General features: G+C 68.4%; 22 protein-coding genes and 2 riboswitches. Of the genes, 9 read left to right on the forward strand and 13 right to left on the reverse strand.

Features of this window, described 5'->3' with window-relative positions; all coding sequences use genetic code 11:
• From AC1G9C_RS24740 to cbiE, 3 genes are all read right to left on the reverse strand, one after another.
• On the reverse strand, positions 1 to 690 hold the full coding sequence (locus AC1G9C_RS24740) for a (2Fe-2S) ferredoxin domain-containing protein (RefSeq protein ID WP_480409091.1): 690 nt from the start codon (positions 688 to 690) through the stop codon (positions 1 to 3).
• Between the two features lie 170 nt (positions 691 to 860).
• On the reverse strand, positions 861 to 1,604 hold the full coding sequence (locus tag AC1G9C_RS24745) for a cobalt-precorrin-6A reductase (protein WP_480409092.1): 744 nt from the start codon (positions 1,602 to 1,604) through the stop codon (positions 861 to 863).
• A complete protein-coding gene (cbiE, locus tag AC1G9C_RS24750; protein WP_480409093.1) occupies positions 1,601 to 2,803 on the reverse strand; it encodes a precorrin-6y C5,15-methyltransferase (decarboxylating) subunit CbiE in 1,203 nt (400 codons plus the stop codon). Before cbiE ends, AC1G9C_RS24745 begins: the two co-directional genes overlap by 4 nt.
• A gap of 56 nt (positions 2,804 to 2,859) precedes the next feature.
• Positions 2,860 to 3,052: riboswitch (cobalamin riboswitch) on the forward strand.
• Between the two features lie 97 nt (positions 3,053 to 3,149).
• Between cbiE and cobG the strand changes: the two genes are divergently transcribed.
• The 4 genes from cobG to cobJ all read left to right on the forward strand — a co-directional run bounded on the left by cobG (position 3,150) and on the right by cobJ (position 7,624).
• Positions 3,150 to 4,463 carry a precorrin-3B synthase gene (gene cobG, locus AC1G9C_RS24755; protein WP_480409094.1) on the forward strand — a complete coding sequence of 438 codons (1,314 nt, stop codon included), beginning with the start codon at positions 3,150 to 3,152 and terminating at the stop codon, positions 4,461 to 4,463.
• A complete protein-coding gene (locus AC1G9C_RS24760) occupies positions 4,456 to 5,082 on the forward strand; it encodes a precorrin-8X methylmutase (RefSeq protein WP_480409095.1) in 627 nt (208 codons plus the stop codon). The genes cobG and AC1G9C_RS24760 overlap by 8 nt, the downstream gene beginning before the upstream one ends.
• Positions 5,079 to 5,822 carry a precorrin-2 C(20)-methyltransferase gene (locus AC1G9C_RS24765; protein WP_480409096.1) on the forward strand — a complete coding sequence of 248 codons (744 nt, stop codon included), beginning with the start codon at positions 5,079 to 5,081 and terminating at the stop codon, positions 5,820 to 5,822. The genes AC1G9C_RS24760 and AC1G9C_RS24765 overlap by 4 nt, the downstream gene beginning before the upstream one ends.
• 155 nt (positions 5,823 to 5,977) lie before the next feature.
• Complete coding sequence (gene cobJ / locus AC1G9C_RS24770; protein ID WP_480409097.1) at positions 5,978 to 7,624, forward strand: precorrin-3B C(17)-methyltransferase; 1,647 nt, start codon at positions 5,978 to 5,980, stop codon at positions 7,622 to 7,624.
• 63 nt (positions 7,625 to 7,687) lie between these two features.
• On the opposite strand, the gene AC1G9C_RS24775 is transcribed toward cobJ, so the two are convergent.
• The 3 genes from AC1G9C_RS24775 to AC1G9C_RS24785 form a co-directional block, all read right to left on the reverse strand.
• Complete coding sequence (locus AC1G9C_RS24775; RefSeq protein WP_480409098.1) at positions 7,688 to 8,080, reverse strand: VOC family protein; 393 nt, start codon at positions 8,078 to 8,080, stop codon at positions 7,688 to 7,690.
• Between the two features lie 23 nt (positions 8,081 to 8,103).
• Positions 8,104 to 8,673 carry a flavin reductase family protein gene (locus AC1G9C_RS24780; protein WP_122110231.1) on the reverse strand — a complete coding sequence of 190 codons (570 nt, stop codon included), beginning with the start codon at positions 8,671 to 8,673 and terminating at the stop codon, positions 8,104 to 8,106.
• Between the two features lie 77 nt (positions 8,674 to 8,750).
• On the reverse strand, positions 8,751 to 9,494 hold the full coding sequence (locus AC1G9C_RS24785) for an SDR family oxidoreductase (RefSeq protein ID WP_445581836.1): 744 nt from the start codon (positions 9,492 to 9,494) through the stop codon (positions 8,751 to 8,753).
• Between the two features lie 140 nt (positions 9,495 to 9,634).
• Between AC1G9C_RS24785 and AC1G9C_RS24790 the strand changes: the two genes are divergently transcribed.
• The gene (locus AC1G9C_RS24790; RefSeq protein ID WP_457788450.1) at positions 9,635 to 10,555 is read left to right on the forward strand and encodes a LysR family transcriptional regulator; all 921 of its coding nucleotides are present in this window, start codon (positions 9,635 to 9,637) and stop codon (positions 10,553 to 10,555) included.
• Between the two features lie 170 nt (positions 10,556 to 10,725).
• On the opposite strand, the gene cobF is transcribed toward AC1G9C_RS24790, so the two are convergent.
• From cobF to cobW, 5 genes are all read right to left on the reverse strand, one after another.
• Positions 10,726 to 11,490, reverse strand: a complete 765-nt coding sequence (gene cobF / locus AC1G9C_RS24795) for a precorrin-6A synthase (deacetylating) (protein WP_480409099.1) — start codon at positions 11,488 to 11,490, stop codon at positions 10,726 to 10,728.
• Positions 11,487 to 12,197 carry a vWA domain-containing protein gene (locus tag AC1G9C_RS24800; RefSeq protein ID WP_480410442.1) on the reverse strand — a complete coding sequence of 237 codons (711 nt, stop codon included), beginning with the start codon at positions 12,195 to 12,197 and terminating at the stop codon, positions 11,487 to 11,489. Before AC1G9C_RS24800 ends, cobF begins: the two co-directional genes overlap by 4 nt.
• Entirely contained in the window at positions 12,179 to 13,186 is a 1,008-nt protein-coding gene (locus tag AC1G9C_RS24805; protein WP_480409100.1) for a magnesium chelatase ATPase subunit I, read from the reverse strand. Before AC1G9C_RS24805 ends, AC1G9C_RS24800 begins: the two co-directional genes overlap by 19 nt.
• 271 nt (positions 13,187 to 13,457) lie before the next feature.
• A complete protein-coding gene (cobN, locus tag AC1G9C_RS24810) occupies positions 13,458 to 17,204 on the reverse strand; it encodes a cobaltochelatase subunit CobN (protein WP_480409101.1) in 3,747 nt (1,248 codons plus the stop codon).
• Between the two features lie 73 nt (positions 17,205 to 17,277).
• Positions 17,278 to 18,327, reverse strand: coding sequence for a cobalamin biosynthesis protein CobW (gene cobW / locus AC1G9C_RS24815; RefSeq protein WP_480409102.1), 1,050 nt, complete (start codon positions 18,325 to 18,327; stop codon positions 17,278 to 17,280).
• A 95-nt stretch (positions 18,328 to 18,422) separates the two neighbouring features.
• A riboswitch (cobalamin riboswitch) is annotated at positions 18,423 to 18,620 on the reverse strand.
• 86 nt (positions 18,621 to 18,706) lie between these two features.
• Here cobW and AC1G9C_RS24820 point away from each other — a divergent pair.
• Positions 18,707 to 19,147 carry a cobalamin biosynthesis protein gene (locus AC1G9C_RS24820; RefSeq protein WP_480409103.1) on the forward strand — a complete coding sequence of 147 codons (441 nt, stop codon included), beginning with the start codon at positions 18,707 to 18,709 and terminating at the stop codon, positions 19,145 to 19,147.
• The gene (cobM, locus tag AC1G9C_RS24825) at positions 19,144 to 19,899 is read left to right on the forward strand and encodes a precorrin-4 C(11)-methyltransferase (protein WP_480409104.1); all 756 of its coding nucleotides are present in this window, start codon (positions 19,144 to 19,146) and stop codon (positions 19,897 to 19,899) included. Before AC1G9C_RS24820 ends, cobM begins: the two co-directional genes overlap by 4 nt.
• Positions 19,900 to 20,120: 221 nt before the next feature.
• Here cobM and AC1G9C_RS24830 read toward each other — a convergent pair whose 3' ends face one another.
• Entirely contained in the window at positions 20,121 to 20,351 is a 231-nt protein-coding gene (locus tag AC1G9C_RS24830; RefSeq protein ID WP_480409105.1) for a hypothetical protein, read from the reverse strand.
• 164 nt (positions 20,352 to 20,515) lie between these two features.
• Between AC1G9C_RS24830 and AC1G9C_RS24835 the strand changes: the two genes are divergently transcribed.
• Positions 20,516 to 20,728: a ParD-like family protein gene (locus AC1G9C_RS24835; RefSeq protein WP_021442417.1), complete on the forward strand. Its 213-nt coding sequence runs from the start codon at positions 20,516 to 20,518 to the stop codon at positions 20,726 to 20,728.
• Positions 20,725 to 21,504: a type I methionyl aminopeptidase gene (gene map / locus AC1G9C_RS24840; RefSeq protein WP_480409106.1), complete on the forward strand. Its 780-nt coding sequence runs from the start codon at positions 20,725 to 20,727 to the stop codon at positions 21,502 to 21,504. The genes AC1G9C_RS24835 and map overlap by 4 nt, the downstream gene beginning before the upstream one ends.
• A gap of 51 nt (positions 21,505 to 21,555) precedes the next feature.
• Here the strand turns inward: map and glmS are convergent, their stop codons facing one another.
• Positions 21,556 to 23,406 carry a glutamine--fructose-6-phosphate transaminase (isomerizing) gene (glmS, locus tag AC1G9C_RS24845; protein WP_480409107.1) on the reverse strand — a complete coding sequence of 617 codons (1,851 nt, stop codon included), beginning with the start codon at positions 23,404 to 23,406 and terminating at the stop codon, positions 21,556 to 21,558.
• Positions 23,407 to 23,416 lie beyond the last annotated feature (10 nt).

Genomic DNA, 23,416 nt, shown 5'->3' on the forward strand with positions numbered 1-23,416 from the left:
TCAGTCCCGGTCGATGCGCAGTTCGGGCAGCGCCCGGCCCGCCACCAGGCGCTCGTCGACCAGGCGGATCACCGCCGCCTCATCCTTGATGCCGTACCACTCGCCCTGTGGATAAAGGCTCGCGGTCGGCCCCAGGTCGCAGGGGAACTGGCACTGGCTGCGGGTGATATGCACACCGCCGTCGCACTCCAGCCGGCCGGCGGCCTTGAGCCGCTGACGCAGGCTTTTCCACAGGCCGAGGGCACCCTTGCGGGTACAGCGCGGGCCGTTGCACAGCAGCAGGCGCTGGGCATGGGGCGGGATCTGCGACCAGGCGTGCTGCGCCGGCACGGGCGGCACCTCGCTGCAGGGGAGATGCGCCGCACGGCGCTCCAGCAGCGCGCCCAGGCCGTCGAGCCAGGCGTCTTCCAGCGCCGTGCAGAGCACGAACACCTGGGCCCCGTCGCCGCGGTCGGCGATACGCTGGCGCAGCCAGTCGCGGTGCGCGGCATCGGCGCGCGGCTCCAGATCCACCACCAACAGCGGTCGCGGCGCCTGGTCGATGGCCTGCCAGCAGCCGTCCTGTTCGCTGTCATACAGGTGCGCCTCACCGAGCAGGGCTTCGATGCGCTGCTGCAGACGCTCGGCCGATGCGCCACGTCCCAGGCCGGGGCCGATAAACAGAACGCGGGCGTAGGGGGCTTGGTTCATCGGGGTCTCCAAAACGGGCCGGCAGTCTAGCAGCGTGCCGAGCACTGAAGGCAATCCGTAGGGTGGACGTCGCTTTTTACGTCCACCACAACGGTGGATCGATGAAGCGTGATCCACCCTAAGCCAACGCACCCGCTCTTGGGCCACAACGCAAATCCGTGGGAGGGTCTTTAGCCGTGACGGCAGCAGTCCAGTCGCCGCTGAAGCGCCTCCCACAGGGCTTCCAGCTCGGCGAATTCCCGCGTCACCGCCGGCAACGCGGGGCGACGCAACAGCAGCACCGGCAGCCCCAGCTCACGGGCGACCTGCAGCTTCGGCTCGGTAGAAGCACTGCCGCTGTTCTTGCTTACCAGCACATCGCAGCGGATGCGGGCGAACAGCGCGCGTTCCGCGTCCAGCGAGAACGGCCCGCGCGCACCGATGATCTCGGCGCGCGGCGGCGCCGGTTCGCTCTGCAGGCAGCGTACCGTCCAGTGCTGGTGCTCGGGAATCTCGTGCAGATGGGCCAGCGGCTCGCGCCCGGAGGTGAAGAACGGCCGCTGGAACGGCGCCAGCGCGCGGCTCAGCTCATCCCAGCCGTCCACCTCGCGCCAGTCGTCATCCGGGCCCGGCTGCCAGCCGGGGCGACGCAGCGCCCAGCAGGGCACGCCGGCGATCGCGGCAGCGCGGGCGGCGTTATGGCTGATCTGCGCCGCATAGGGGTGGGTCAGATCGAGCAGCAGCTCGATGCCTTCGGCGGCGATAAAGGCCGCCAGGCCTTCGGCGCCGCCAAAGCCGCCGACGCGCACGCGGCAGGCCAGGTCGTCCGGCACGCGGCCGAGGCCGGCCAGGCTGTAGACGGTCTCCGGCCCGAGGAGACGGGCCAGGCGCAGCGCCTCGCTGGTGCCGCCGAGCAGCAGGAGTCGCGCACTCACGGCTTGCGCACCGCCAGCAGGGTGATCGGCAGCGCCGCGCGCCAGGTGTCGAAGCCGCCCAGCGGCTGCGCCTGGGCCACGGTGAGCCGCAGCAGCTCGCCACCCTGCCGTTCGCGGAAGGCCACCAGCGCCGCCTCGCTTTGAATGGTCACGGCATTGGCCAACAGACGCCCGCCGGGCTTGAGCGCGTCCCAGCAATCATCAAGCACGCCGGGCACCGTGACGCCGCCGCCGATAAAGATCGCATCCGGCGCGGGCAGCCCGACCAGCGCCTCGGGCGCGTGCCCGGCGACCAGCTGCAGACCGGGTACGCCGAGGGCATCGCGGTTGTGGCGGATATGATCCTGACGGCCCTCGTTGGCCTCAACGGCGATGGCGCGGCAGGCCGGGTGCGCGCGCATCCACTCGATGCCGATGGAGCCACAGCCGGCGCCGACATCCCACAGCAGCTCGCCGGGCAGCGGCGCCAGGCGCGCCAGGGTCACTGCGCGCACGTCGCGCTTGGTCAGCTGGCCGTCGTGACGGTAGGCCTCGTCCGGCAGGCCGCAGGTCGGCGGCAGCACCTTTGCCCCGGCGTCGGCCAGGCATTCCACGGCCAGCAGGTTGAGGTCGGCGCCGCGCGGCAGGTTCCAGCTCGCGGCCAGGCCATCGAGGCGGCGCTCGTCGGGGCCGCCCAGATGTTCCAGCAGGGTCAGGCGGCTGGCGCCGAAACCACGGGCGCGCAGCGCTGCGGCGACCTGCGCAGGCGTGTCGCCATCGGCGCTCAGCACCAGCAGGCGCAGGCCGGGAAACAGCCGGGCGTTGAGCGTGGCCAGCGGCCGGCCGACCAGCGACAGCACCTCCACCTCTTGCAATGGCCAGCCCAGGCGCGCCGCCGCCAGCGACACCGAGGACGGCGCCGGCAGCACTAGCAGCTCGTCGGCCGGCACCTGCCGCGCCAGGCTGGCGCCGACGCCATAGAACATCGGGTCGCCGCTGGCCAGCACGCACAGCGCCTCGCCACGCCGGGCCAGCAGCGGCTGCAGGTCGAAGGGACTGGGCCAGGTTTCCCGTTCGCCACCGATGCACGGCGGCAGCAGCGCCAGCTGACGCGGCGCACCGACGATGCGCGTAGCCGCCAGCAGCGCGCGGCGCGCGGCCTTGCCCAGGCCGGGGTAGCCGTCTTCGCCGATGCCGACCAGGGTCAACCAGGGTTTCATCCAATGTCCTCGCGCAAGCCCGACGGAGCGCCTGTCCGCGCTCCGGGCAAAGCGGGCATAATAGCGCCTTCGTCGGTGCCCTTGAGTCGATACGACTCCGCAACGGGCCTAAGAGGGAACACGGTAAAACCGTGGCTGCCCCCGCAACTGTAAACAGCGAGTCCAATGCAATCGGCCACTGGGTAACCGGGAAGGCGCGGCGGACGAAGACCTGTCAGCCAGGAGACCTGCCGACGAACGCTGGTCGCGAGTGCCAACATCGGGCGGGGTGTACCGATGCCATGGAGTCCCCCTGTGGGCGGATTTCGCTGGTTCGGTCGCCGCGTCGTTAGCCACAGGTGACCCTTTGCTCGCGCCCGTTCGCCCTTCCGCCTGCCCCGGCCTGCTGCGCATCGTCCCCGCGCTGGACGGTGGCATCTGCCGCATCAAGCTGCCCGGCGGCGTGCTGCGCAGCGCCCAGGCACGCGCGATTGCCGAGGCGGCGCGGCATGGCGCCAGCGGTGTGCTGGAGCTGACCAACCGCAGCAACCTGCAGATCCGCGGCGTGCTGCCCGGCCAGGAAAACCCGCTGATCGACGCCCTGCTGAGCGCCGGCCTCGGTCCGCGCGTGGCCGCCGCCGACGATGTGCGCAACCTGCTGCTCAGCCCCGCCGCCGGCCTCGACCCGCAGGCGCGGATGGACGTGCGCCCGCTGGCCAGCCAATTGCTCGACCTGCTGCAGGACAGCCCGGCGCTGCACGCGTTGTCGGCCAAGTTCGCCCTGCAACTCGATGGCGGCGAAGCCCTCGCCATGCGCGAACACCCCCACGACCTGTGGCTGGCCGCCGAAGACGAACACCACTTGCTGCTGGGCCTGGCCGGCTGCCCCATGGACACGCCACTGGCGCGCATCGAGGCGAGCCAGGCGCTCGAACTGGTGCGCCAGCTGCTGCTGCTGTTCCTCGAGCTGGCCACGCCCGAGCAATCGCGGATGCGCCAGTTACTGGCGCAGATCCCGGCCAACGAACTGCTGCAGCGCCTGCAGGCACGCCTGGATTTTGCCCTGCAGCCGGCACCGGCCAGCTGGCAGCCTGCCGCCGCCGTCGAGCGCGCGCCGGCTGGGATTTATCCACAGGCGCAGGCCGGCCTGTGCATGGTCGCCACCGGCGCCCAACTGGGCCGGCTGCACGCCGAACAACTGACCACGCTGGCCGAGCTAAGCGAGCGCTATGGCGACGGCGAGCTGCGCCTGACGCCCTGGCAGGGTCTGCTGCTGGGCAACGTCCCCGAGGCCCGCGCCAGCGAGCTGCTGGCGGGGCTGGACCAGCTGGGCCTGCTGACCCAGGCCGACGAGCCGCTGCTCGGCCTGGTCGCCTGCACCGGTTCGGCCGCCTGCGCCCGCGGTTTGGCCGACAGCAAGCGCCACGCCCTGCACCTGGCCGAGCTGCTGCGCGCAAGCCACGCCCGCCCGCAGGTGCACCTCAGCGCCTGCCCGCGCAGCTGCGCCAGCGCCCGCGTGCAGCCCTACACATTGCTGGCCAGCACACCCGACCACTACCAGCTCTATCAACGCACACCCGCGGCGCCCGGTTTCGGCCGTCTGCTGGCGCCGGCGATGACCATCGACGAGGCCGGCGCCTGGTTCGCCCGCCAACACCCCGCAGGAACACCCGATGCTTGATTACATCCGCGACGGCCAGGAAATCTACCGCCGCTCCTTCGCCACCATCCGCGCCGAGGCCGACCTGGACGGCATCCCCGCCGACCTGGAGAAACTCGCCGTACGGGTGATTCATGCCTGCGGCATGGTCGACGTCGCCTCCGATCTGCGCTTCTCCGCCGGTGCCGGCGCCGCTGGCCGCGCCGCGCTGCTGGCCGGCGCGCCGATTCTCTGCGATGCGCGCATGGTCGCCGAGGGCATCACCCGCCCGCGCCTGCCGGCGAACAACCGAGTGATCTGCACCCTGCACGACGCCGGCGTGCCGGAGCTGGCCCACGAACTGGGCAACACCCGCTCGGCGGTGGCCCTGGAGCACTGGCGCGAGCACCTGGAGGGCAGCGTGGTGGTGATCGGCAATGCCCCCACCGCGCTGTTCTACCTACTGGAAATGCTCGATGCCGGCGCGCCGAAGCCGGCGCTGATCATCGGCATGCCGGTGGGCTTTATCGGCGCGGCGGAATCCAAGGATGCCCTGGCGGCAGACAACCGCGGCGTGCCCTACGTGATCGTGCGTGGCCGCCGTGGCGGCAGCGCCATGGCGGTGGCCGCGGTCAACGCCCTGGCCTCGGAGGTGGAATGATGGCCGGTCGTCTGCTCGGTCTCGGCGTCGGCCCCGGCGACCCCGAGCTGCTTACCCTCAAGGCCCTACGCCTGCTGCAGTCGGCGCCGGTGGTGGCCTACTTCGTGGCCAAGGCCAAGCACAATGCCGGTCATGGCGGGAATGCCTTCAGCATCATCGAGGCCCATCTCACCGAGGCGCAGCAACGCCTGCCGCTGGTCTACCCGGTGACCACCGAGAAGCTCGCCCCGCCGCTGTCCTACGAAGATGTGATCGCCGACTTCTACGACACCTGCGCCGAGCAGATCGCCCGGCTGCTGGATGCGGGCCAGGACGTGGCGGTGATCTGCGAGGGTGACCCGTTCTTCTACGGCTCCTACATGTACCTGCACGACCGCCTGGCCGACCGCTACGAGGTGGAGGTGGTGCCCGGCGTGTGCTCCATGCTCGGCTGCGCCTCGGTGCTCGGCACCCCGCTGGTTTACCGCAACCAGAGCTTGAGCGTGCTCTCCGGCGTGCTGGCGGAAGACGAGCTGGAACAGCGCCTGCGCGACGCCGAGGCCGCCGTGGTGATGAAGCTCGGGCGCAACTTCGACAAGGTGCGCCGCGTGCTGCGCAAGCTGGGCCTGGATGACCGAGCGCACTATGTCGAGCGCGCCACCATGGCCAGCCAGAAGATCGTCGCGCTGGACGAGGTGGAGCCGATGGCGTCGCCCTACTTTTCCATGATTCTGGTGCCCGGGCAGAAATGGCGCGGCTGAATCCGTGGGGTGGATGACGCTTCACCCATCCACCGCGCGCAAGGGTGGATGAAAAAAGCGTCATCCACCCTACACGCTACGGCGCATTTGCGTAGCCCGGATGCACTCCGGAAAACCCATTCCCCGGATGGCATCCGGGCCACAGGATTTACCGCATGAACATCGTCATCCTCGGCGCCAGCGCGCTGGCCACTGCCCAACGCCTCCAGGGGCTTTATCCACAGGCCGTGATCCATGGCCTGCGCGGACGCGCCGATGGCGCCGAACGCCATTACGAGGACTTCGGCGAGACCCTGCGCGCCCTGTATCGCGCCGGCCAGCCGCTTGTGGTGCTATGCGCCGCCGGCATCGTCATCCGCAGCCTGGCCACGCTGCTTTCGGAAAAGGGCGCCGAGCCGCCGGTACTGGCCCTGGCCGAGGACGGCAGCGCCGTGGTGCCGCTGCTCGGCGGCCTGGCCGGGGTCAATCGCCTGGCTCGCGAGATCGCCGCGCACCTGGGCGTGGCGCCGGCCATCACCACCAGCGGCGAGCTGCGCTTCGGCACCTGCCTGCTGGAGCCACCCGCCGGCTATGCGCTGGCCGACCTGCAGCAGGGCAAGCGCTTCGTCAGCGACCTGCTCGGCGGCGAAAGCGTGCGCATCGAAGGCCAGGCGCCCTGGCTGGAGGCCGCGCAGCTGCCGATAGATCAGACCGCGTCGCGGGTGATCCATATCACCGCCGAGCAGCGTCCGCCCAGGGCCGACGAACTGCTGATCCACCCGCGCTGCGCCGCCGCGCTGATCGAACGCCCCGATGCCGAGCTGCCGGCACGTCTGCAGCAGGCGCTGAGCGATGCCAAGCTGGCGCCGCAGGCACTGGCCTGCCTGCTGGCGGACAAAGGCTGGATGGCCCATAGCGAGCTGCATGCGGCAGCAGCGGAACTGAAGCTGCCGCTGCGTTTTATCCACAGCGACTCCCAGCTGCCTGCCGAATGCCACCGGGGCGACGGCCTGCGCCTGCTGCTGGGCGACCAGCCGCTGCAGATCGAGCGCCTCGGCCAGCGCCGTGGCCGCCTCAGCGTGGTCGGCCTCGGCCCCGGCGCCGCCGAGCATATGACCCCGGCCGTGCGCCGCGCCCTGGACCAGGCCGAAGACCTGCTCGGCTACGACACCTACCTGAAGATGGCCGGCCCGCTGCGCGCCGATCAATGCCTGCACCCCAGCGACAACCGCGAGGAACTGCAGCGCGCCGCCCATGCCTTCGAACTGGCCGCCAGCGGCCGCCGGGTGGTGATGATCTCCTCCGGCGACCCCGGCGTGTTCGCCATGGCCGCCGCGGTGATGGAGGCGCTGGAAAGCCCGCAGAGCGAGGCCTGGCACGGCGTCGAGCTGGAGGTGCTACCGGGCGTCTCCGCCGCCCTGGCCACCGCCGCCAAGGCCGGCGCGCCGCTGGGCCACGACTTCTGCCTGATCTCCCTGTCCGACAACCTCAAGCCCTGGGCGGTGATCGAAAAACGCCTGCAGCACGCCGCCGCCGCCGACCTGGCCATGGCCTTCTACAACCCGATCTCCAAGGCCCGCCCCTGGCAGCTCGGCCGCGCCCTGGAGCTGCTGCGCCAGCACCGTGCGCCGCAAACCCTGGTGGTGCTGGGGCGCGATATCGGCCGCCCGGCCGAAGCCCTGCGCAGCCTGACCCTCGGCGAGCTGACGCCGGAGCTGGTCGATATGCGCACCCTGGTGATCATCGGCTCCAGCCAGACCCGCCGCTTCCCCCGCGCCGAGGGGGGCGCGTGGGTCTATACGCCGCGCTGGTATCCCGACTGAGTGGCCGATGGCCAGGCCCCGAATTGCATCCGGGCTAGCCGATATGCCGGGGCAGCGGCCGTCTCATTCGGCCTGGTGGCAGACCACGCACAGCTTGTTGCCGTCCGGGTCGCGGAAGTAGGCGCCGTAGTAATCGGGGTGGTATTCGGGGCGCAGGCCCGGTGCGCCATCGCAACGCCCACCCTGGACGAGCGCCAGCCGATGGGCCTGGTCGACCTGGGCGCGGCTCTGCGCCAACAGCGCCACCATCTGCCCGTTACCGGGATGATGGGCGGCGCCATCGAAAGGCTTGCCGATCAGCAGCAACGGTCGGGGCTCCGGCTTCGATTGCCAGGCGGCCCAGGGCTTGTGCTCATCGACAAAGCGCAGCTCGATGCCCAGCAACGCCATGAGCGGCTGGTAGAAGGCCCAGGCCCGTGGGAAGTCGCTCACGCCGATACAGATATGGGAAAACATGCAGCCTCCTCGTTGCCCAGCCTTCAGGCCTGCAGCGCATCGCCAACGGCATAGTAATGACCACCGGCGACATGATGCAGGCTGCGCAGAGCCGGATCGGCGGTCTCGAAGTGCCAGCGGCCGTCGCGGAACACCCGCTCGTCCGCCCAGGCCGCGATCACCTCGCCGATAAACAGGTCATAGGCCTGCTGATTGTGCGGCTCATCGAGCAAGCGGCAGACCAGCCAGGCCGAACAGCCGGCCACCAGGGGCAGGTCGTGGCCGTCCATTTCGAACAACTCGACACCGGCGCGGGCCAGCTTCGCCGGCTCGTCGGCGAGGCTGGTATTGCCCACCGCCTGGGTCAGCTGCAGCTGCGCCACGGTCGGAATCTGGATGGCGAACAGGCCGCTGCCTTCGATCAGCGCGCGGGTGCGGGTGGCCTTGTCCAGCACCAGGGTGAGCTTCGGTGGGTCGAAATCCAGGGCGCAGCACCAGGCCGCCGCCATGACGTTATCCACAGCCTGGTGGCGGGCGGACACCAGCACGGTGGGGCCATGGTTGAGCAGGCGGTAGGCCTTGGCCAGGTCGACGGGACGGATGGACGCGCTCATGCAGACTCCTGAAAGCGGAAAAGGCGCTCGCATGCTGGCCCGTGAAGACCCGCATCGCAAGCGCCGGCGGCAGTGGATCAGAATTCCTGCACGGTGGGGCGCAGGACGATCTCGTTGATGTCGACGTCGGCCGGCTGCTCGATGGCGTAGGCGATGGCGCGCGCCACCGACTCGGCCGGAATCGCCTGCTTGTAGAAGTCGACGACGAAGTCGCGGCTCTGCTGGTGCGAGCTGCCGAACTTCAGTTCCGAATCCACCGCACCGGGCTCGATGGTGGTCGTGCGGATACGGCCACCGACCTCATGGCGCAGGCCCTCGGAAATGGCGCGTACGGCGAACTTGGTGCCGCTGTAGACGGTGCCGCCCGGGCTGAACACCTTGATCCCGGCCACCGAGGCGATGTTGATAAAGTGCCCGCTGTTCTGCTGCTGGAACACCGGCAGCGCCGCGGCGATGCCGTACAGCACGCCCTTGATGTTGATGTCGATCATGCGCTCCCACTCCTCGACGCGCACGTCGCTGAGTGGCGCGATGGCCATCAGCCCGGCGTTGTTGACCAGCACGTCGACGCGGCCGAAGGTGTCCAGTGCGCCCTGGATCAGCGCCTTGACCTCATCGGCACGGGTCACGTCGGTCGGGTAGGCCACGGCCTCGCCACCGGCGGCGACCAGCTCGCTGACCAGCTGCTCGAGACGCTCCTGGCGCCGCGCGGCCAGCACCAGCTTGGCGCCCAGTTGGCTGAGGTGACGCGCGGTGGCTTCGCCCAGGCCGCTGCTGGCGCCGGTGATGACCACGACCTTGCCGGAAATGTTGTTGCTCATGGGTAAGCCCTCTCTCGATTCGTTGGAGTGTCCGCGCCATACGCCGGACATGGGCTCAGGTTAGGGGCGATTTCAGTTTCAATGAATGGAAGAGTTTGGATTAGGCTATTCCACATTCTGGAACACAAAGGCGCCCCGACATGCTCAACCGCATGGAGATGATCCGCATCTTCTGCAGCGCAGCCGACTGCAGCAATTTCCGCGAGGCAGCGACTCGCCTGGGGGTTTCCCCACAGGCAGTGACCCGCGCGATCAAGGCGCTGGAGGAGGAGCTCGGCGAGATTCTCTTTCATCGCAACACCCGCCAGGTGCATATCACCGCCTTCGGCCAGGCCTACGCGGTGCGCGCCCGGCAGATGCTGGAAGATTTCGACGCGCTGTTTCGCGGCCACCGCGCCGAGGCCGAATCGGCCATCAGCGGGCGCATCGGCATCACCGCGCCGCAGGCCATCGGCAAGCGCTTTCTGGTCGGCTTTCTGCAACCCTTGCTCAAACAGCACCCGCAACTGGTGCTGAACCTGCGCCTGGAGGACGAGATCACCGACGCGGTGGAGGCGCAGATCGACATCGGCATCCGCGTCGGCTTCCTGCGCGACAGCCGCTACGTCGCCCGCGCCCTGGCGCCGGTGCCGTTGCAGGTGGTAGCCACGCCGGAGCTGATCGCCGCCAGCGGCGCGCCGCGCACCCTCGACGACCTGCAACAGCGGCCGCTGTCGGTGCTGATCGACCGCAAGAACGGTCGTCCCTGGCCCTGGACCTTCGCCCAGGGGCCCAGCCTGCATCCGCCCGCACCGGCGCTGGTGTGCGACGACCCCGAGGCCGAGCTGGAAGCCGTGCTCGCCGGCCTGGCCTACGGCCAGTTGCCCGCCTACCTGGCTCAGCCGTACCTGGAAAGCGGCCGCCTGCAGGCGGTGCTGGAAGAACAGGCGCCCGATCCCTGGCAGCTGTTCATCTACCGCCCGCAGCAAGGCCCTGTGTCACCCCGCGTGCGCCTGGTGTTCGATCACCTGCACGCCTGCTTTGCCGATCCGGCGCGTTTTCCACAGGGCGCTCGCCACTGAATCGCCTGGCTGCGACCAGCGGTGCCTGGGGGCTGACCGACCACCCTGCTGGGTTGCAAGACGGGGTGACGCAGCCGACCGGAGGATGGTGGAGAAGGCTTCGCGGTTTTCCACCCGACACATGGACCATGCGCAGGGGGATAAGGCGCTGCTTGTCCACCCTCTCCAATTCACTCCTGCCCCCCCTCTTTGCGCAGCAGATAGCTGTCCATGATCCAGCCATTGCGCTCGCGCGCCGCGGCGCGGGTGCTGGCGATGCGCTCGGCCAGCTCATCCAGCGGGCCGGCGATGAGGATTTCATCGGCGGTGCCGACGTAGGCGCCCCAGTAGATGGCAAGGCCCTGGCCGACGAAGCGGCGATAGCTGTCCTTGGCGTCGAGCATCACCGCCACGCTGTCCACCCCCGGCGGCCAGCCTTCGGCGAGCAGGCGGCCGGTGGTGATCTCCACGGCGCGGCCGATGCTGTTGAGCGGGATGCGGTGGCGCGCGGTCAGCGCCTGCAGGCTGGTGATGCCGGGGATCACCTCAAAGGCGAAATCGCTGCGACTGGCGGCGATGGCCTCGGCGATGCGGATGCTGCTGTCGTACAGCGAGGGGTCGCCCCAGACCATCAAGGCGGCCGTTTCGCCATCGGCCAGCTGCTGGTCGATCAGTTGCTCGAACACCGCCTGCTTGTCGCGGTTGAGCTCGTCGACGCTGGCGCGGTAGTCGGCGGCGTCGCGTTCGCGCTCCGGCTGCAGGCCTTCGGCGAAACGCGGCGTGTGGCCGTCGAGGAAGCGCGCGCAGATCTCGCGGCGCAGGGCGTTGAGCTTGTGCTTGGCCGCGCCCTTGTCCATCAGCAAGATCAGGTCGCTGCGGCGCAGCGCCTTGATCGCCTGGAAGGTGATGTAGTCCGGGTCGCCGGCGCCGATGCCGACCAGCAGCAGGGTTTTCATGGGGTTCTCCAGGTGCGCCCCGGCACGCCGGGCGCCAGGTCGTCGATATGGTGGTAGTCGGCGCCCAGCTGCTGCGCCAGCTGGCGCGCGCGGCCCAGGCGGATGGGGGCGCGCTCGGTGTCGAGCAGCAGGCTCGGACACGGCAGCGGCGCCAGCGCCGGCCAATCGCGCAGACGGCCATCGGTGAGGATCAGCAGGCGCTGGCATTCACTGGGTTTCAGGCGCTGGCGACGCTGTAGCCAGTCGCCGGCCTGCTGCAGCGCATCGAGCAGCGGCGTGCCGCCACCGGCGCTGAGTTCCTGCAACCAGCGATGCAGTTCGGCGCCGGCCTTACGCCCCTGCCACAGCCACTGCGCCTCACGACCGCCGGCCTGCAGCACGGCCAGGCGCGCGCGCTGGCGATAGACGCTGTCGAACAGCTCGGCTAGCACGCCCTTGGCCAGGCTCAGGGCGCCATGGCGGCGGGTGGAGGCGGAGGCATCGACCAGCACCAGCCACAGCTGCTCGGCCTGCCGGCTGCGCGGGCGCAGCACCAGTTGCTCCCGGCGTTGCGGACGGCCCCTAAGCAGGCTCGCCGGCCAGTCGATACGTCCGGCCACGCCGCTGCGGGCGGCGCCACGCAGGCCGCCGCCGAGTCGTCCGGGCCGATTGCCGGCATCCGCGCCTGTGGCTGTGTGCGGGCGGATGCTCAGGGCTTTTTTGCCCAGCGCGGCGGCACCCGCCGCTCGCCCATGGCCTGTGGCTGCGCCGGCAGCTCGCCCCACTGACCTTCGCCCTGTTGCTGCTCCTGCGACTGCTGCGGCGCCTGACCCTGCTCGGGCAGCGTGGCGGCCGGCGGTTGTGGCTGACGACGACGATGACGCAGGACGAAGTCTTCTACCGCGTCGATATCCACCGGCTCGATAGGCGCCGCGCCGCGCCAGGCGGCATGGGCACGGGCGGCGCGCAGCCAGACCAGATCGGCGCGCAGGCCATCGACCGCGGCGGCGAAGCAGCGCTGGCTAATCTCGCCCAGCGCAGCGTCATCCAGCGGGATATCGGCCAGGCGCTGGCGGGCGTTCTGGCAGCGCTCGGCCAGGGCATCCTGCTCGGTCTGCCAGCGTTGCAGGAAGGCGGCGGGGTCGGCATCGAACGCCAGGCGGCGACGGACGATCTCGGCGCGCTCGGCCGGTTGCGGCTGGCCGTCCAGCGCCAGATTGAGGCCGAAGCGGTCGAGCAGTTGCGGGCGCAGCTCACCCTCCTCGACGTTCATGGTGCCGATTAGCACAAAGCGCGCGGCATGGCGATGGGAGATGCCGTCACGCTCGACGTGGTTGACCCCGCTGGCGGCGGCATCGAGCAGCAGGTCGACCAGATGATCGGGCAGCAGGTTGACCTCATCGACATAGAGCACGCCGCCGTCGGCGCGGGCCAAGAGGCCGAGCGAGAACTGCGTGCGGCCTTCGCCGAGGGCCGCATCCAGATCCAGGGTGCCGACGATGCGCTCCTCGCTCGCCCCCAGCGGCAGGGTGACGAAGCGCCCGCCGTCCAGCAGATCGGCCAGGCCACGGGCCAGGGTCGACTTGGCCATGCCGCGCGGGCCCTCGATCAGCACGCCGCCGATGGCCGGGTCGATGGCCGCCAGGCATAGCGCCAGCTTCAACGAGTCGGCACCGACCACGGCGGCGAGGGGGAAGTGGTATTCGGTCATGGACATGATCCGTGGGTATGGATGTAGCCCGGATGCAATCCGGGGCCGTTGGTCGCGCAGTGCCCGGATGGCATCCGGGCTACGGGCTGCATGCCCCCGTAGGGTGGGTTAGCGGCGCAGAACGCCGGCCTTGTATCTGCAGAAAAACTCGGCGCGCCGCGTAACCCACCAGGCGATACATCGTGTGGCGCCAATGGTGGGTTACGCCGCACCCGCTTCGGCGAACCGACCAGGCACCGCGACAGCCGGCTAACCCACCCTAGGGGAATGCGTCGCGTCATGACTCCTCGCTATCGAGCAGCAGGTTTTCCAGCGCCTCGCGGTACTCACCGGGGGTCTGCCACAGTCCGCGCTGCTGGGCTTCCAGCAGGCGTTCGAGGATGTCGTTGAGGGCGCCGGGGTTGTGCTGCTGGATAAAGTCGCGGGTGTCTTTGTCGAGCAGGTAGGCATCGGTGAGCAGCGCGTACTGGTGGTCATCGACCAGCTCGCTGGTGGCGTCGAAGGCGAACAGGTAGTCGACGGTCGCGGCCAGCTCGAAGGCGCCCTTGTAGCCGTGGCGCTTCATGCCCGCGATCCACTTGGGATTGGCGGCGCGGGCGCGCACCACGCGCCCCAGTTCTTCCTTCAAGGTGCGGATGCGCGGGGTGTCCGGCTGGCTGTTGTCGCCCAGGTAACTGGCCACCTTGAGCCCGCGCAGGGTTTCCACCGCCGCCAGCATGCCGCCCTGGAACTGGTAGTAGTCGTTGGAATCGAGGATGTCGTGCTCGCGGTTATCCTGGTTGTGCAGCACCGCCTGCAGCTGCTCCAGGCGTTCGGCGAACTGCGCCCGCGCCGGCGTGCCCTCGGCGCCGCTGCCGTAGGCGTAGCCGCCCCAGTTCAGATACACCTCGGCGAGATCCGCGCGGCTCTGCCACAGGCGCTCCTCGATGGCGTTCTGCACCCCGGCACCATAGGCCCCCGGCTTGGCGCCGAACACCCGCCAGCCGGCCTGGCGCCGTGCTTCGGCTGCATCCAGGCCGCTGTCCTCGAGCGCCAGCGACTCACGCCAGACCCGCGCCGACAGCGGGTTCATGTCTTCCGGTTCGTCCAACTCGATCACCGCCTGCACCGCCTCGTCGAACAGGCGAATCAGGTTGCTGAAGGCATCGCGGAAGAAGCCCGAGACACGCAGGGTGACATCCACCCGGGGTCGACCGAGCTGTTCCAGCGGCAGCACCTCACAGCGCTCGACGCGCTGGCTGCCGGGCTGCCAAACCGGGCGCACGCCCATCAGCGCCAGAGCCTGGGCGATATCGTCGCCACCGGTGCGCATGGTTGCCGTGCCCCACACCGACAGGCCGAGCTGGCGCAGGTGATCGCCCTCGTCCTGCAGATGACGTTCGAGCAGACGATCAGCCGCCTGCACGCCGAGGCGCCAGGCGGTCGGCGTGGGCAGATGGCGCACGTCGACGGTAAAGAAGTTGCGCCCGGTGGGCAGCACATCCAGGCGCCCGCGACTCGGCGCGCCGCTTGGCCCGGCGGGCACGAAACGCCCTTCCAAAGCCGCCAATAGGCCACTCATCTCGGCTTCGCCGCACGCATCGAGCAACGGCGCGATATGCTCGGCCAGGCCATCGAGGATCAGCGCCACCTCGGCACCGAAATCGCCGATGCGCTCACCATTCAGGCGTCGCTCGATCAATGCGAGCGCCAGCAGCTCCAGGCGTTCGCGGGTGTCGCCGAACGTGCGCCACAGGCTGTTATCCACAGCCTGCAACGCCTGTGGACGCAGCCCTTGCCAGGCCTGGCCCATATCGCAATCCAGCGGATCGAGACCCAGCTCCAGGCCGCGAGCCAGCGCGCGCAGCAGGCTGGCATTGGCGCCCTGGCCATCGCCACGGGGGATACGCAGCAGCGCCAGCAGGGTATCGCGACGCAGCTGGCCGGCCGGCGACTCGCCGAACACGTGCAGGCCATCGCGGATCTGCGATTCCTTGAGGTCACACAGGTAGGCATCGAGCTGCGGCAGCCAGCTTTCCGGGTCGTCGCTCAGTTGCAGACCCAGCTCGCGGTCGAGGCTGGCTTCGCGCACCTTGGTCAGGATCTCGCCGCGCAGCTCCACGGCGCGGCGCTGGTCGAGCTGGCTGGCCTCGAAATACTCGTCGGCCAGGCGCTCCAGGTCGCGCAGCGGGCCGTAGCTCTCGGCACGGGTCAGCGGCGGCATCAGGTGATCGATGATCACTGCCTGGGTGCGGCGCTTGGCCTGCGCCCCCTCGCCCGGATCGTTGACGATAAAGGGATAGATATTCGGCAGCGGGCCGATCAGCGCCTGCGGCCAGCAGCCCTCGGAGAGGCCGACGCTCTTGCCCGGCAGCCATTCCAGGTTGCCGTGCTTGCCAACGTGGATCAGCGCATCGGCGGCGAAGGCCGTGCGCAGCCAGGCGTAGAAGGCGATATAGCCGTGCGGCGGCACCAGATCGGGGTCGTGGTATACCGCCGCCGGGTCGAGCTGGTAGCCGCGCGCCGGCTGGATGCCGACGAAGGTGAGACCGAAGCGCAGGCCGGCCACCATCATCCGCCCGCTGCGGAACATCGGATCCTGCTGCGGCTCGTCCCAACGTTCGCGCACCGCCTGCTGATTTTGCTCAGGCAGGCTGTGGAAGAACCGCAGATAGTCATCCAGTGCCAGACTCTGCGCACAGGGGCGCGAATCCAGGCCATCCAGATCGTTGGTGACGCCACCGAGCAGGCTGTAGACAAGTGCGGTGCCGCTGTCCGGCAGCTTATCCACCGGGTAGCCCTGCTGTTGCAGCGCGCGGAGGACATTCAGCGCGGCGGCCGGGGTATCCAGGCCGACGCCGTTGCCGATGCGGCCGTCACGGGTCGGGTAATTGGCCAGGATCAGCGCGATTCGCTTCTGATTGTTGCTTTTAAGCGCCAACTTGCACCAGTTACGTGCCAGCTCGGCGACGAAGGCCATGCCCGATTCATGCGCCTGGTAGCACAGCACATCGCTCTGGCTACGCTCGCTGCGCCAGGCCAGGCCCTTGAAGCTGATGGCGGTGCCGATCAGCCGGCCATCCAGCTCCGGCAGCACCACGTGCATCGCCAGGTCACGCGAGCCCAGGCCCTGGGCGCTGGCCTGCCACTGCGCCTGGTTGTCCAGCGCGCAGATGGCCTGCAGCACCGGGATATCGCGACGGAACACCCGCGCCTGCGGCGCCTCGGGGTTGGACAGGGCAAAGCCGGTGGTATTGATGATCAGCGCAGCCTGGGTGTCATCCAGCCACTCCTGCACCTGATACAGGCAGGCCGGTTCCTTGAGGCTGGCCACGGCAATCGGCAGCGGGTTGAGGCCCTGGGCCTGCAAATGCCGGCAGAAGGCATCGACGAAGGCGGTGTTCGCCGACTGCACATGGTTGCGGTAGAACAGCAGCGCCGCCACAGGCGCGCCGGGTTGCCACTGCGCACGCCAGGCGGCCAGCGTGGCCGGACTGTGCTGCGGGTGATAGAGGCCGACACGCGGTAGCGGCTGTGGCTCCCGCCAACTGTCGTCACGCCCCAGCCAGCGGCTGCCGATGCAGCGAAACAGCTGGCGCGCGTTGTCCAGCCCGCCCTGGCGCAGGTATTGCCAGAGGCGCTGGCTATCTTCCTCGGCGACGTTGCCGAGCGCACTCAGCTCAGGGTCGGGCTTGTCGTCGCCCGGCACCATGATCACCCTGGCGCCGCGCGTCCCCAGCTCCACCAGGCGCTCGATGCCGTAGCGCCAGTAGCTGACGCCACCATGCACCGAGATCAGGATGACCTTGGCGTGCTGCAGCACCTGCTCGACGTAGTAGTCCACCGAGGCGTGGTTGCTCAGCTGCGCCGGGCTGGCCAGGCGCAGGCTGGGGTAATCGTCCGGCAGCTGCCGCGCGGCCTCGGCCAGCAAGGACAGGTGCGAATCGCCGGTGCACAGGATCACCAGCTCGGCCGGGGTCTGGCCGAGGTCGGCGATGCTGTCGGCGGGTAACTGGGCGCCGGGCTGGGTGCGTAGAAGGTGCATCAGAGGTCCCGATAAATCGCCGGCAAGCCGGCTCCTGCGGGATGTGTAGGAGCCGGCTTGCCGGCGATCACCATCAAACCAGCGCCGCTTGCAGCTCGGCTTCGATGGCCGCGCGGTCGAGCTGCTGGCCAATCAGCACCAGGCGGCTCAGGCGCGGCTCGTCGGCCTGCCAGGCGCGGTCGAAGTGGCGGTCGAAGCGCTGGCCGACACCCTGGACCAACAGACGCATCGGTTTGCCAGGGATGGCGGCGAAGCCCTTGACCCGCAGGATGCCGTGTTTGCCCACCGCGTCCTTCAGCGCGGCCAGCAGGCGCGCCTCCTCGGCTTCGGGTAGTTCCACGTGGAACGAAGCGAATTCTTCGTGATCGTGGTCGTCGTCTTCATCGTCGTGATGGGTGCGGCGGCTGTCGATATGCAGCTCGGTTTCGCTGTTCAGGCCCAGCAGCACGTCCAGCGGCAACTCGCCGCCATGCGCCTCGATCACCTTGACCGCCGCCGGCAGCTCCTCGGCCACCTCCGCGCGTACCGCGGCCAGCGCCTCGGCGTCGAGCAGGTCGGCCTTGTTGAGGATCACCAGGTCGGCGCTGGCCAGCTGATCGGCGAACAGCTCGTGCAGCGGCGATTCGTGGTCGAGGTTGGGGTCGAGCTGGCGCTGCGCGTCCACCTGCTCGGGGAAGGCGGCGAAGGTGCCGGCCAGCACAGCCGGGCTGTCGACTACGGTGATCACCGCATCGACGGTGCAGGCGTTGCGGATTTCCGGCCAGTTGAAGGCCTGCACCAGCGGCTTGGGCAGGGCCAGGCCGCTAGTCTCGATCAGGATATGGTCGAGATCGTCACGCCGCGCCACCAACTCGCGCATCACCGGGAAGAACTCTTCCTGCACCGTGCAGCACAGGCAGCCATTGGCCAGCTCGAAGACGCGGCCCATGGCCTCTTCCTCGCTGCAGCCGATGGCGCACTGCTTGAGGATCTCGCCGTCGATGCCCAGCTCGCCGAACTCGTTGACGATCACCGCGATACGGCGCCCCTCGGCGTGAGCCAGCAGATGGCGCAACAAGGTGGTTTTGCCGGCACCGAGAAAACCGGTGACGATGGTGACGGGCAGTTTGGCGAGGGTTTTCATGGCGGGCCCCGTGGCGACGATAAATTCGGCGGACGGGGACGGGCAGACAAGCACGCGCGAGCATGCTGGCCGCGTCGGATCACCCCGTCCGAACAGTTGGCTGACGAAACGAGGCAGGTCTCCTGGCTCACGGTCTGCGTAATACGCGACCCTTCACCTTCCCGCCATAGGGCAGTGGTGTGTCGAAGGGCTTGAGACCGTTTACAGTTGCGGGGGCAGCCAGGGCATCGACCCTGTTCCCTCTTAGCTTCCCGGCGGCACTGCCGGGAAGAACCTCGAACGCGAGAAGGCTACGCAGGCCGCGGCGGTCGGTCAATCGCGGTTGACCGGTGGGGGGCGCCATGTTGAGCTACGCCGCCACTCAGCCCGAATACCGCCTATGCTGCCCGCCTCTTCCACATGCCGCTCAGCATCGCCGCCGCAGGTGGTGGCCGGACTGGGCTGCCGGCGCGGCTGCAGCCTGGACGAGCTGCTAGCCCTGCTTATCCACAGCCTAAGCCAGCATGAGCTGACTGTGGATAACCTGGCCGGATTGGCCAGCATCGCCCACAAGCGCGAGGAAACGGCACTGCAGGAACTGGCCGAGCAGCTGAAGCTGAGGCCGCAGTTCTTCAGCAGCGAAGAACTCGCGCCTCAGCAGTCGGCCACCGGCGGCAACGCCCTGGTCCAGTCCGTCACCGGCAGCCCCGCGGTGGCCGAGCCCTGCGCCCTGGCCCTGGCCGCCCGCCTGGGCGCCACGCCTCGTCTGCTCGGCGAGAAAAACCGCACGGCCAACGCCACCTGTGCGCTGGCCACTTTCGAGAGAGAGCCCGCAGCATGACCGTCTACTTTATCGGCGCCGGCCCCGGCGACCCCGAGCTGATCACCGTCAAGGGGCAGCGCCTGATCCGTTCGTGCCCGGTGATCCTCTACGCCGGCTCGCTGGTGCCCGAGGCGGTGCTGCAGGGCCATAGCGCCGAACGGGTGGTGAATACCGCCGAATTGCACCTGAGCGAGATTATCGAACTGCTGCGCCAGGCCCATAAGCGCGGCCAGGACGTGGCCCGCGTGCATTCCGGCGACCCCTCGCTGTACGGTGCCATCGGCGAGCAGATTCGCGAGTTGCGCGCCCTCGGCATCCCCTTCGAGATAGTCCCCGGGGTCACCGCCACCGCTGCTTGCGCCGCCTTGCTGGAAAGCGAACTGACCCTGCCCGGCGTGTCGCAGACCCTGATCCTTACCCGCTACGGCACCACCTCGCCGATGCCCGAGGGCGAGCAGTTGCATGACCTGGCCAGGCACCGCGCGACCCTGGCCATCCACCTCGGCGTGCGTCAGCTGCCGGCCATAGTCGGCGAGCTGCTGCCGCACTATGGCGCCGACTGCCCCATCGCGGTTATCCACAGGGCGAGCTGGCCCGATCAGGACTGGGTACAGGGCACCTTGGCCGATATCGAGGCCAAGGTCGCCGCCAAGGACTTTCGCCGCACTGCGCTGATCCTGGTCGGCCGCGTGCTAGATCCGGGCGCCTTCGCCGAATCGGCGCTGTACGACGCGGCGCATCGTCATCTCTACCGTCCCGGCACCGATTGAGCTTGGCGAAAAACCGAACAAAGCGCTGGAAGCCTTGCTATCTCTGGATTTCAGAGCCTTATCAACAGGATAGAAAGCCTGTTATCCAGGTGCTCTGTGGATAGTGGGCATGCAGGCGTGCAGTTTCTGTACAAATCGCTGAAAGACCCTATCTATCAGGGCTTTAGCCAGGTATCACGAGGATATCCACAAGTTGATCCCCGGCAACTGTGAGCAACTGCTCACAGCTGCACCTCGACCCGCTTGATACCCAGAGCCCGCAGCTCCGGCATTAGTGCATCCAGGCTGGCAAAGGTCTGCACCTGCTCGTCTTCATCCACCAGAAAGAAGCTGCGGCCCGCGTCTTTCTTGAACAACACGATCCACTCCGTGGTATTGGCCGGGTTGACCATGATCTGGGTATCGAACAGAACGCCCTCGGCCGTTCTGCGTTTCACATCTGCGCACTTCATCCGCTCTCCTGTTCCTGCCTGAGTCAAGGGCCCAGCCTGCCTGCATGCCTGGCACCAGTGTAAGGGATGAGTGAGCCTCCTTTGCCCTGCTACTGGCGCTGGTGGACTAAACCTATCCGTGTTTATATATGTTTCATATACGAACCATATAAAGGAAAATCAGCATGGGTATCGTCAATATCGATGATGAGCTGCACGACCAGATTCGCCGGGCGAGCAGCGTGTCGGGCCGTTCCATCAATGCCCAGGCAGGGTTCTGGATTCGCATCGGCATGCTCTGCGAGATGAACCCGACGCTGAGTTTCAACGAGGTGATGGCCGCCGAGCTGCGCGCAGCCGGCGTAGTGGTCCCGCCGCGCATGGCGGACGCCTCATGAGCAAGACGCCGCAGCAGATCGCCCTGATGGCGGAATCCGGCAGGTTGCTGGCCTCGGTGTTCGCCTATCTGGATCGCCTGGATCTGCTCGGCATGTCCACCCTGCAGGTCAACGACCTTGTGGATAACTACATCGTCGGTGAACTCAAGGCGCGCCCGGCGAGCAAGGGACAGTATGGTTTCGCCTACGCCATGAACACGTCGCGCAACGAGGTGGTGTGCCATGGCGTACCCAGCGCTGACGAGATTCTGCGCAGCGGCGATCTGGTGAATTTCGACATCACCCTGGAAAAGAACGGCTATATCGCCGATTCGAGCAAGACCTACCTGATCGGTGAGGTGTCGGACCAGGCTCGTCAGCTCACCCGGATTACCTATGAAGCGATGTGCAAGGGCATCGAAGCCGTGAGGCCAGGCGCCCGGCTCGGGGATATCGGCCACGCCATCGAACGGCACGCTCGCGCCCACGGCTATTCGGTGGTTCGCGACTACTGCGGCCACGGCATTGGCCGGGAAATGCACGAGCCACCCGAAGTGCTGCACTGGGGCAAAGCCGGCACCGGCCTGACGCTGCGCGAAGGCATGACCTTCACCATCGAACCCATGCTCAACCAGGGCAAGGCGGATGTACGCACCCTGCGCGACGGCTGGACGGTGGTGACCTGCGAAGGCCAGCTCTCGGCGCAATTCGAACACACCGTGGCGGTCACCCGCGAAGGCGTTCGCGTGCTTACGCTACGCCCCGAAGAGCTGCACCTGAGCAAGATTTCGGCGTGATAGAAACGCAAAAGCCCGTCCAGATGGACGGGCTTTTCTTCGCCAGCGGCCTTATTCGACCGTCACGCTCTTGGCCAGGTTGCGCGGCTGGTCGACGTCGGTGCCCTTGAGCACGGCGACGTAGTAGGACAGCAGCTGCAGCGGCACGGTGTAGAGGATAGGCGCGAGCAGGTCGTGGATATGCGGCATGGCCACCACGTGGGTGCCCTCGCCGTTGCGCATGCCGGCCTGCTGGTCGGCGAAGACGATCAGCTCGCCGCCGCGGGCGCGCACTTCCTGCAGGTTGGACTTGAGTTTTTCCAGCAGCTCGTTGTTCGGCGCCACCGTGACCACCGGCATGTCGGCGTCGACCAGCGCCAGCGGCCCATGCTTGAGCTCGCCGGCCGGGTAGGCCTCGGCGTGGATATAGGAGATTTCCTTGAGCTTGAGCGCCCCTTCCATGGCCACCGGGTACTGCGCGCCGCGGCCGAGGAACAGGCTGTGGTGCTTCTCGGCGAACAGCTCGGAGATCTTCTCGACCGTCTTGTCCATCGCCAGCGCTTCGCCCAGGCGGGTCGGCAGGCGGCGCAGCTCTTCCACCAGCTCGGCGGTCAGCGCCTTGTCCAGGTTGCCGTGCACCTGGCCGAGGGCCAGGGTCAGCAGCATCAGGCCCACCAGCTGGGTGGTGAAGGCCTTGGTCGAGGCCACGCCGATTTCCGGGCCGGCCTGGGTCAGCAGGCACAGGTCGGACTCGCGCACCAGCGAGCTGGTGCCGACGTTGCAGATCACCAGGCTGGCCAGGTAGCCGCCCTGGCCCGGCGCCTTCTCCTTGGCGTTGCGCAGCGCGGCCAGGGTGTCGGCGGTCTCGCCGGACTGCGACACGCTGACGAACAGGGTGTCCGGCTGCACCACCACCTTGCGGTAGCGGAACTCGCTGGCCACTTCGACCTGACAGGGGATGCCGGCCAGCTCTTCCAGCCAGTAACGGGCGACCATGCCGGCGTGGTAGCTGGTGCCACAGGCGACGATCTGCACGTTCCTGACCTTGGCGAACAGCTCGGCGGCCTGCGGGCCGAAGGCCTGCACCAGCACGTGGTCGCTGCCCAGACGGCCTTCCAGGGTGCGTTGCACCACCTTGGGCTGCTCGTGGATTTCCTTGAGCATGAAGTGGCGGTATTCGCCCTTGTCGGCTGCCTCGGCGCCTTCGTGGTACTGCACCGCCTCGCGCTGCACCGGCTGGCCGGCGGCGTCCCACAGTTGCACGCTGTCGCGGCGAATCTCGGCGATGTCGCCCTCTTCCAGGTAGATAAAGCGGTCGGTGACCTGACGCAGCGCCAGTTGATCGGAGGCGAGGAAGTTCTCGCCGTGGCCAAGGCCGATCACCAGCGGGCTGCCGCTGCGGGCGGCGAGCAGACGGTCGGGCTGCTTGACACTGATCACCGCCAGGCCGTAGGCGCCGTGCAGTTCGGGGATGGCGGCCTTGAGCGCGGCGGTGAGGTCGCCGAGTTGCTGCAGCTTGTGCTCGAGCAGGTGGACGATGGTTTCGGTGTCGGTATCGGAGCTGAACACGTAGCCCAGGCCCGTGAGGCGCTCGCGCAGCTCTTCGTGGTTCTCGATGATGCCGTTGTGCACCACGGCCAACTCATGACCCGAAAAGTGCGGGTGGGCGTTGCGCTCGCTCGGCGCGCCGTGGGTGGCCCAGCGGGTGTGGGCGATGCCCAGACGCCCGGCCAGCGGCTCGGCCTGCAGGGCGGCCTGCAGTTCGCTGACCTTGCCCACGCGGCGGCGGCGATCCAGTGCGCCCTGCTCGGTCAGCAGCGCCACCCCGGCGCTGTCATAGCCGCGGTATTCCAGGCGCTTGAGGCCTTCCACCAGAACAGGGGTGATATTGCGCTCCGCGATGGCGCCGACGATTCCACACATGGTTGTCTCC

The sequence above is a fragment of the Pseudomonas sp. ABa2 genome (genome assembly GCF_056676075.1).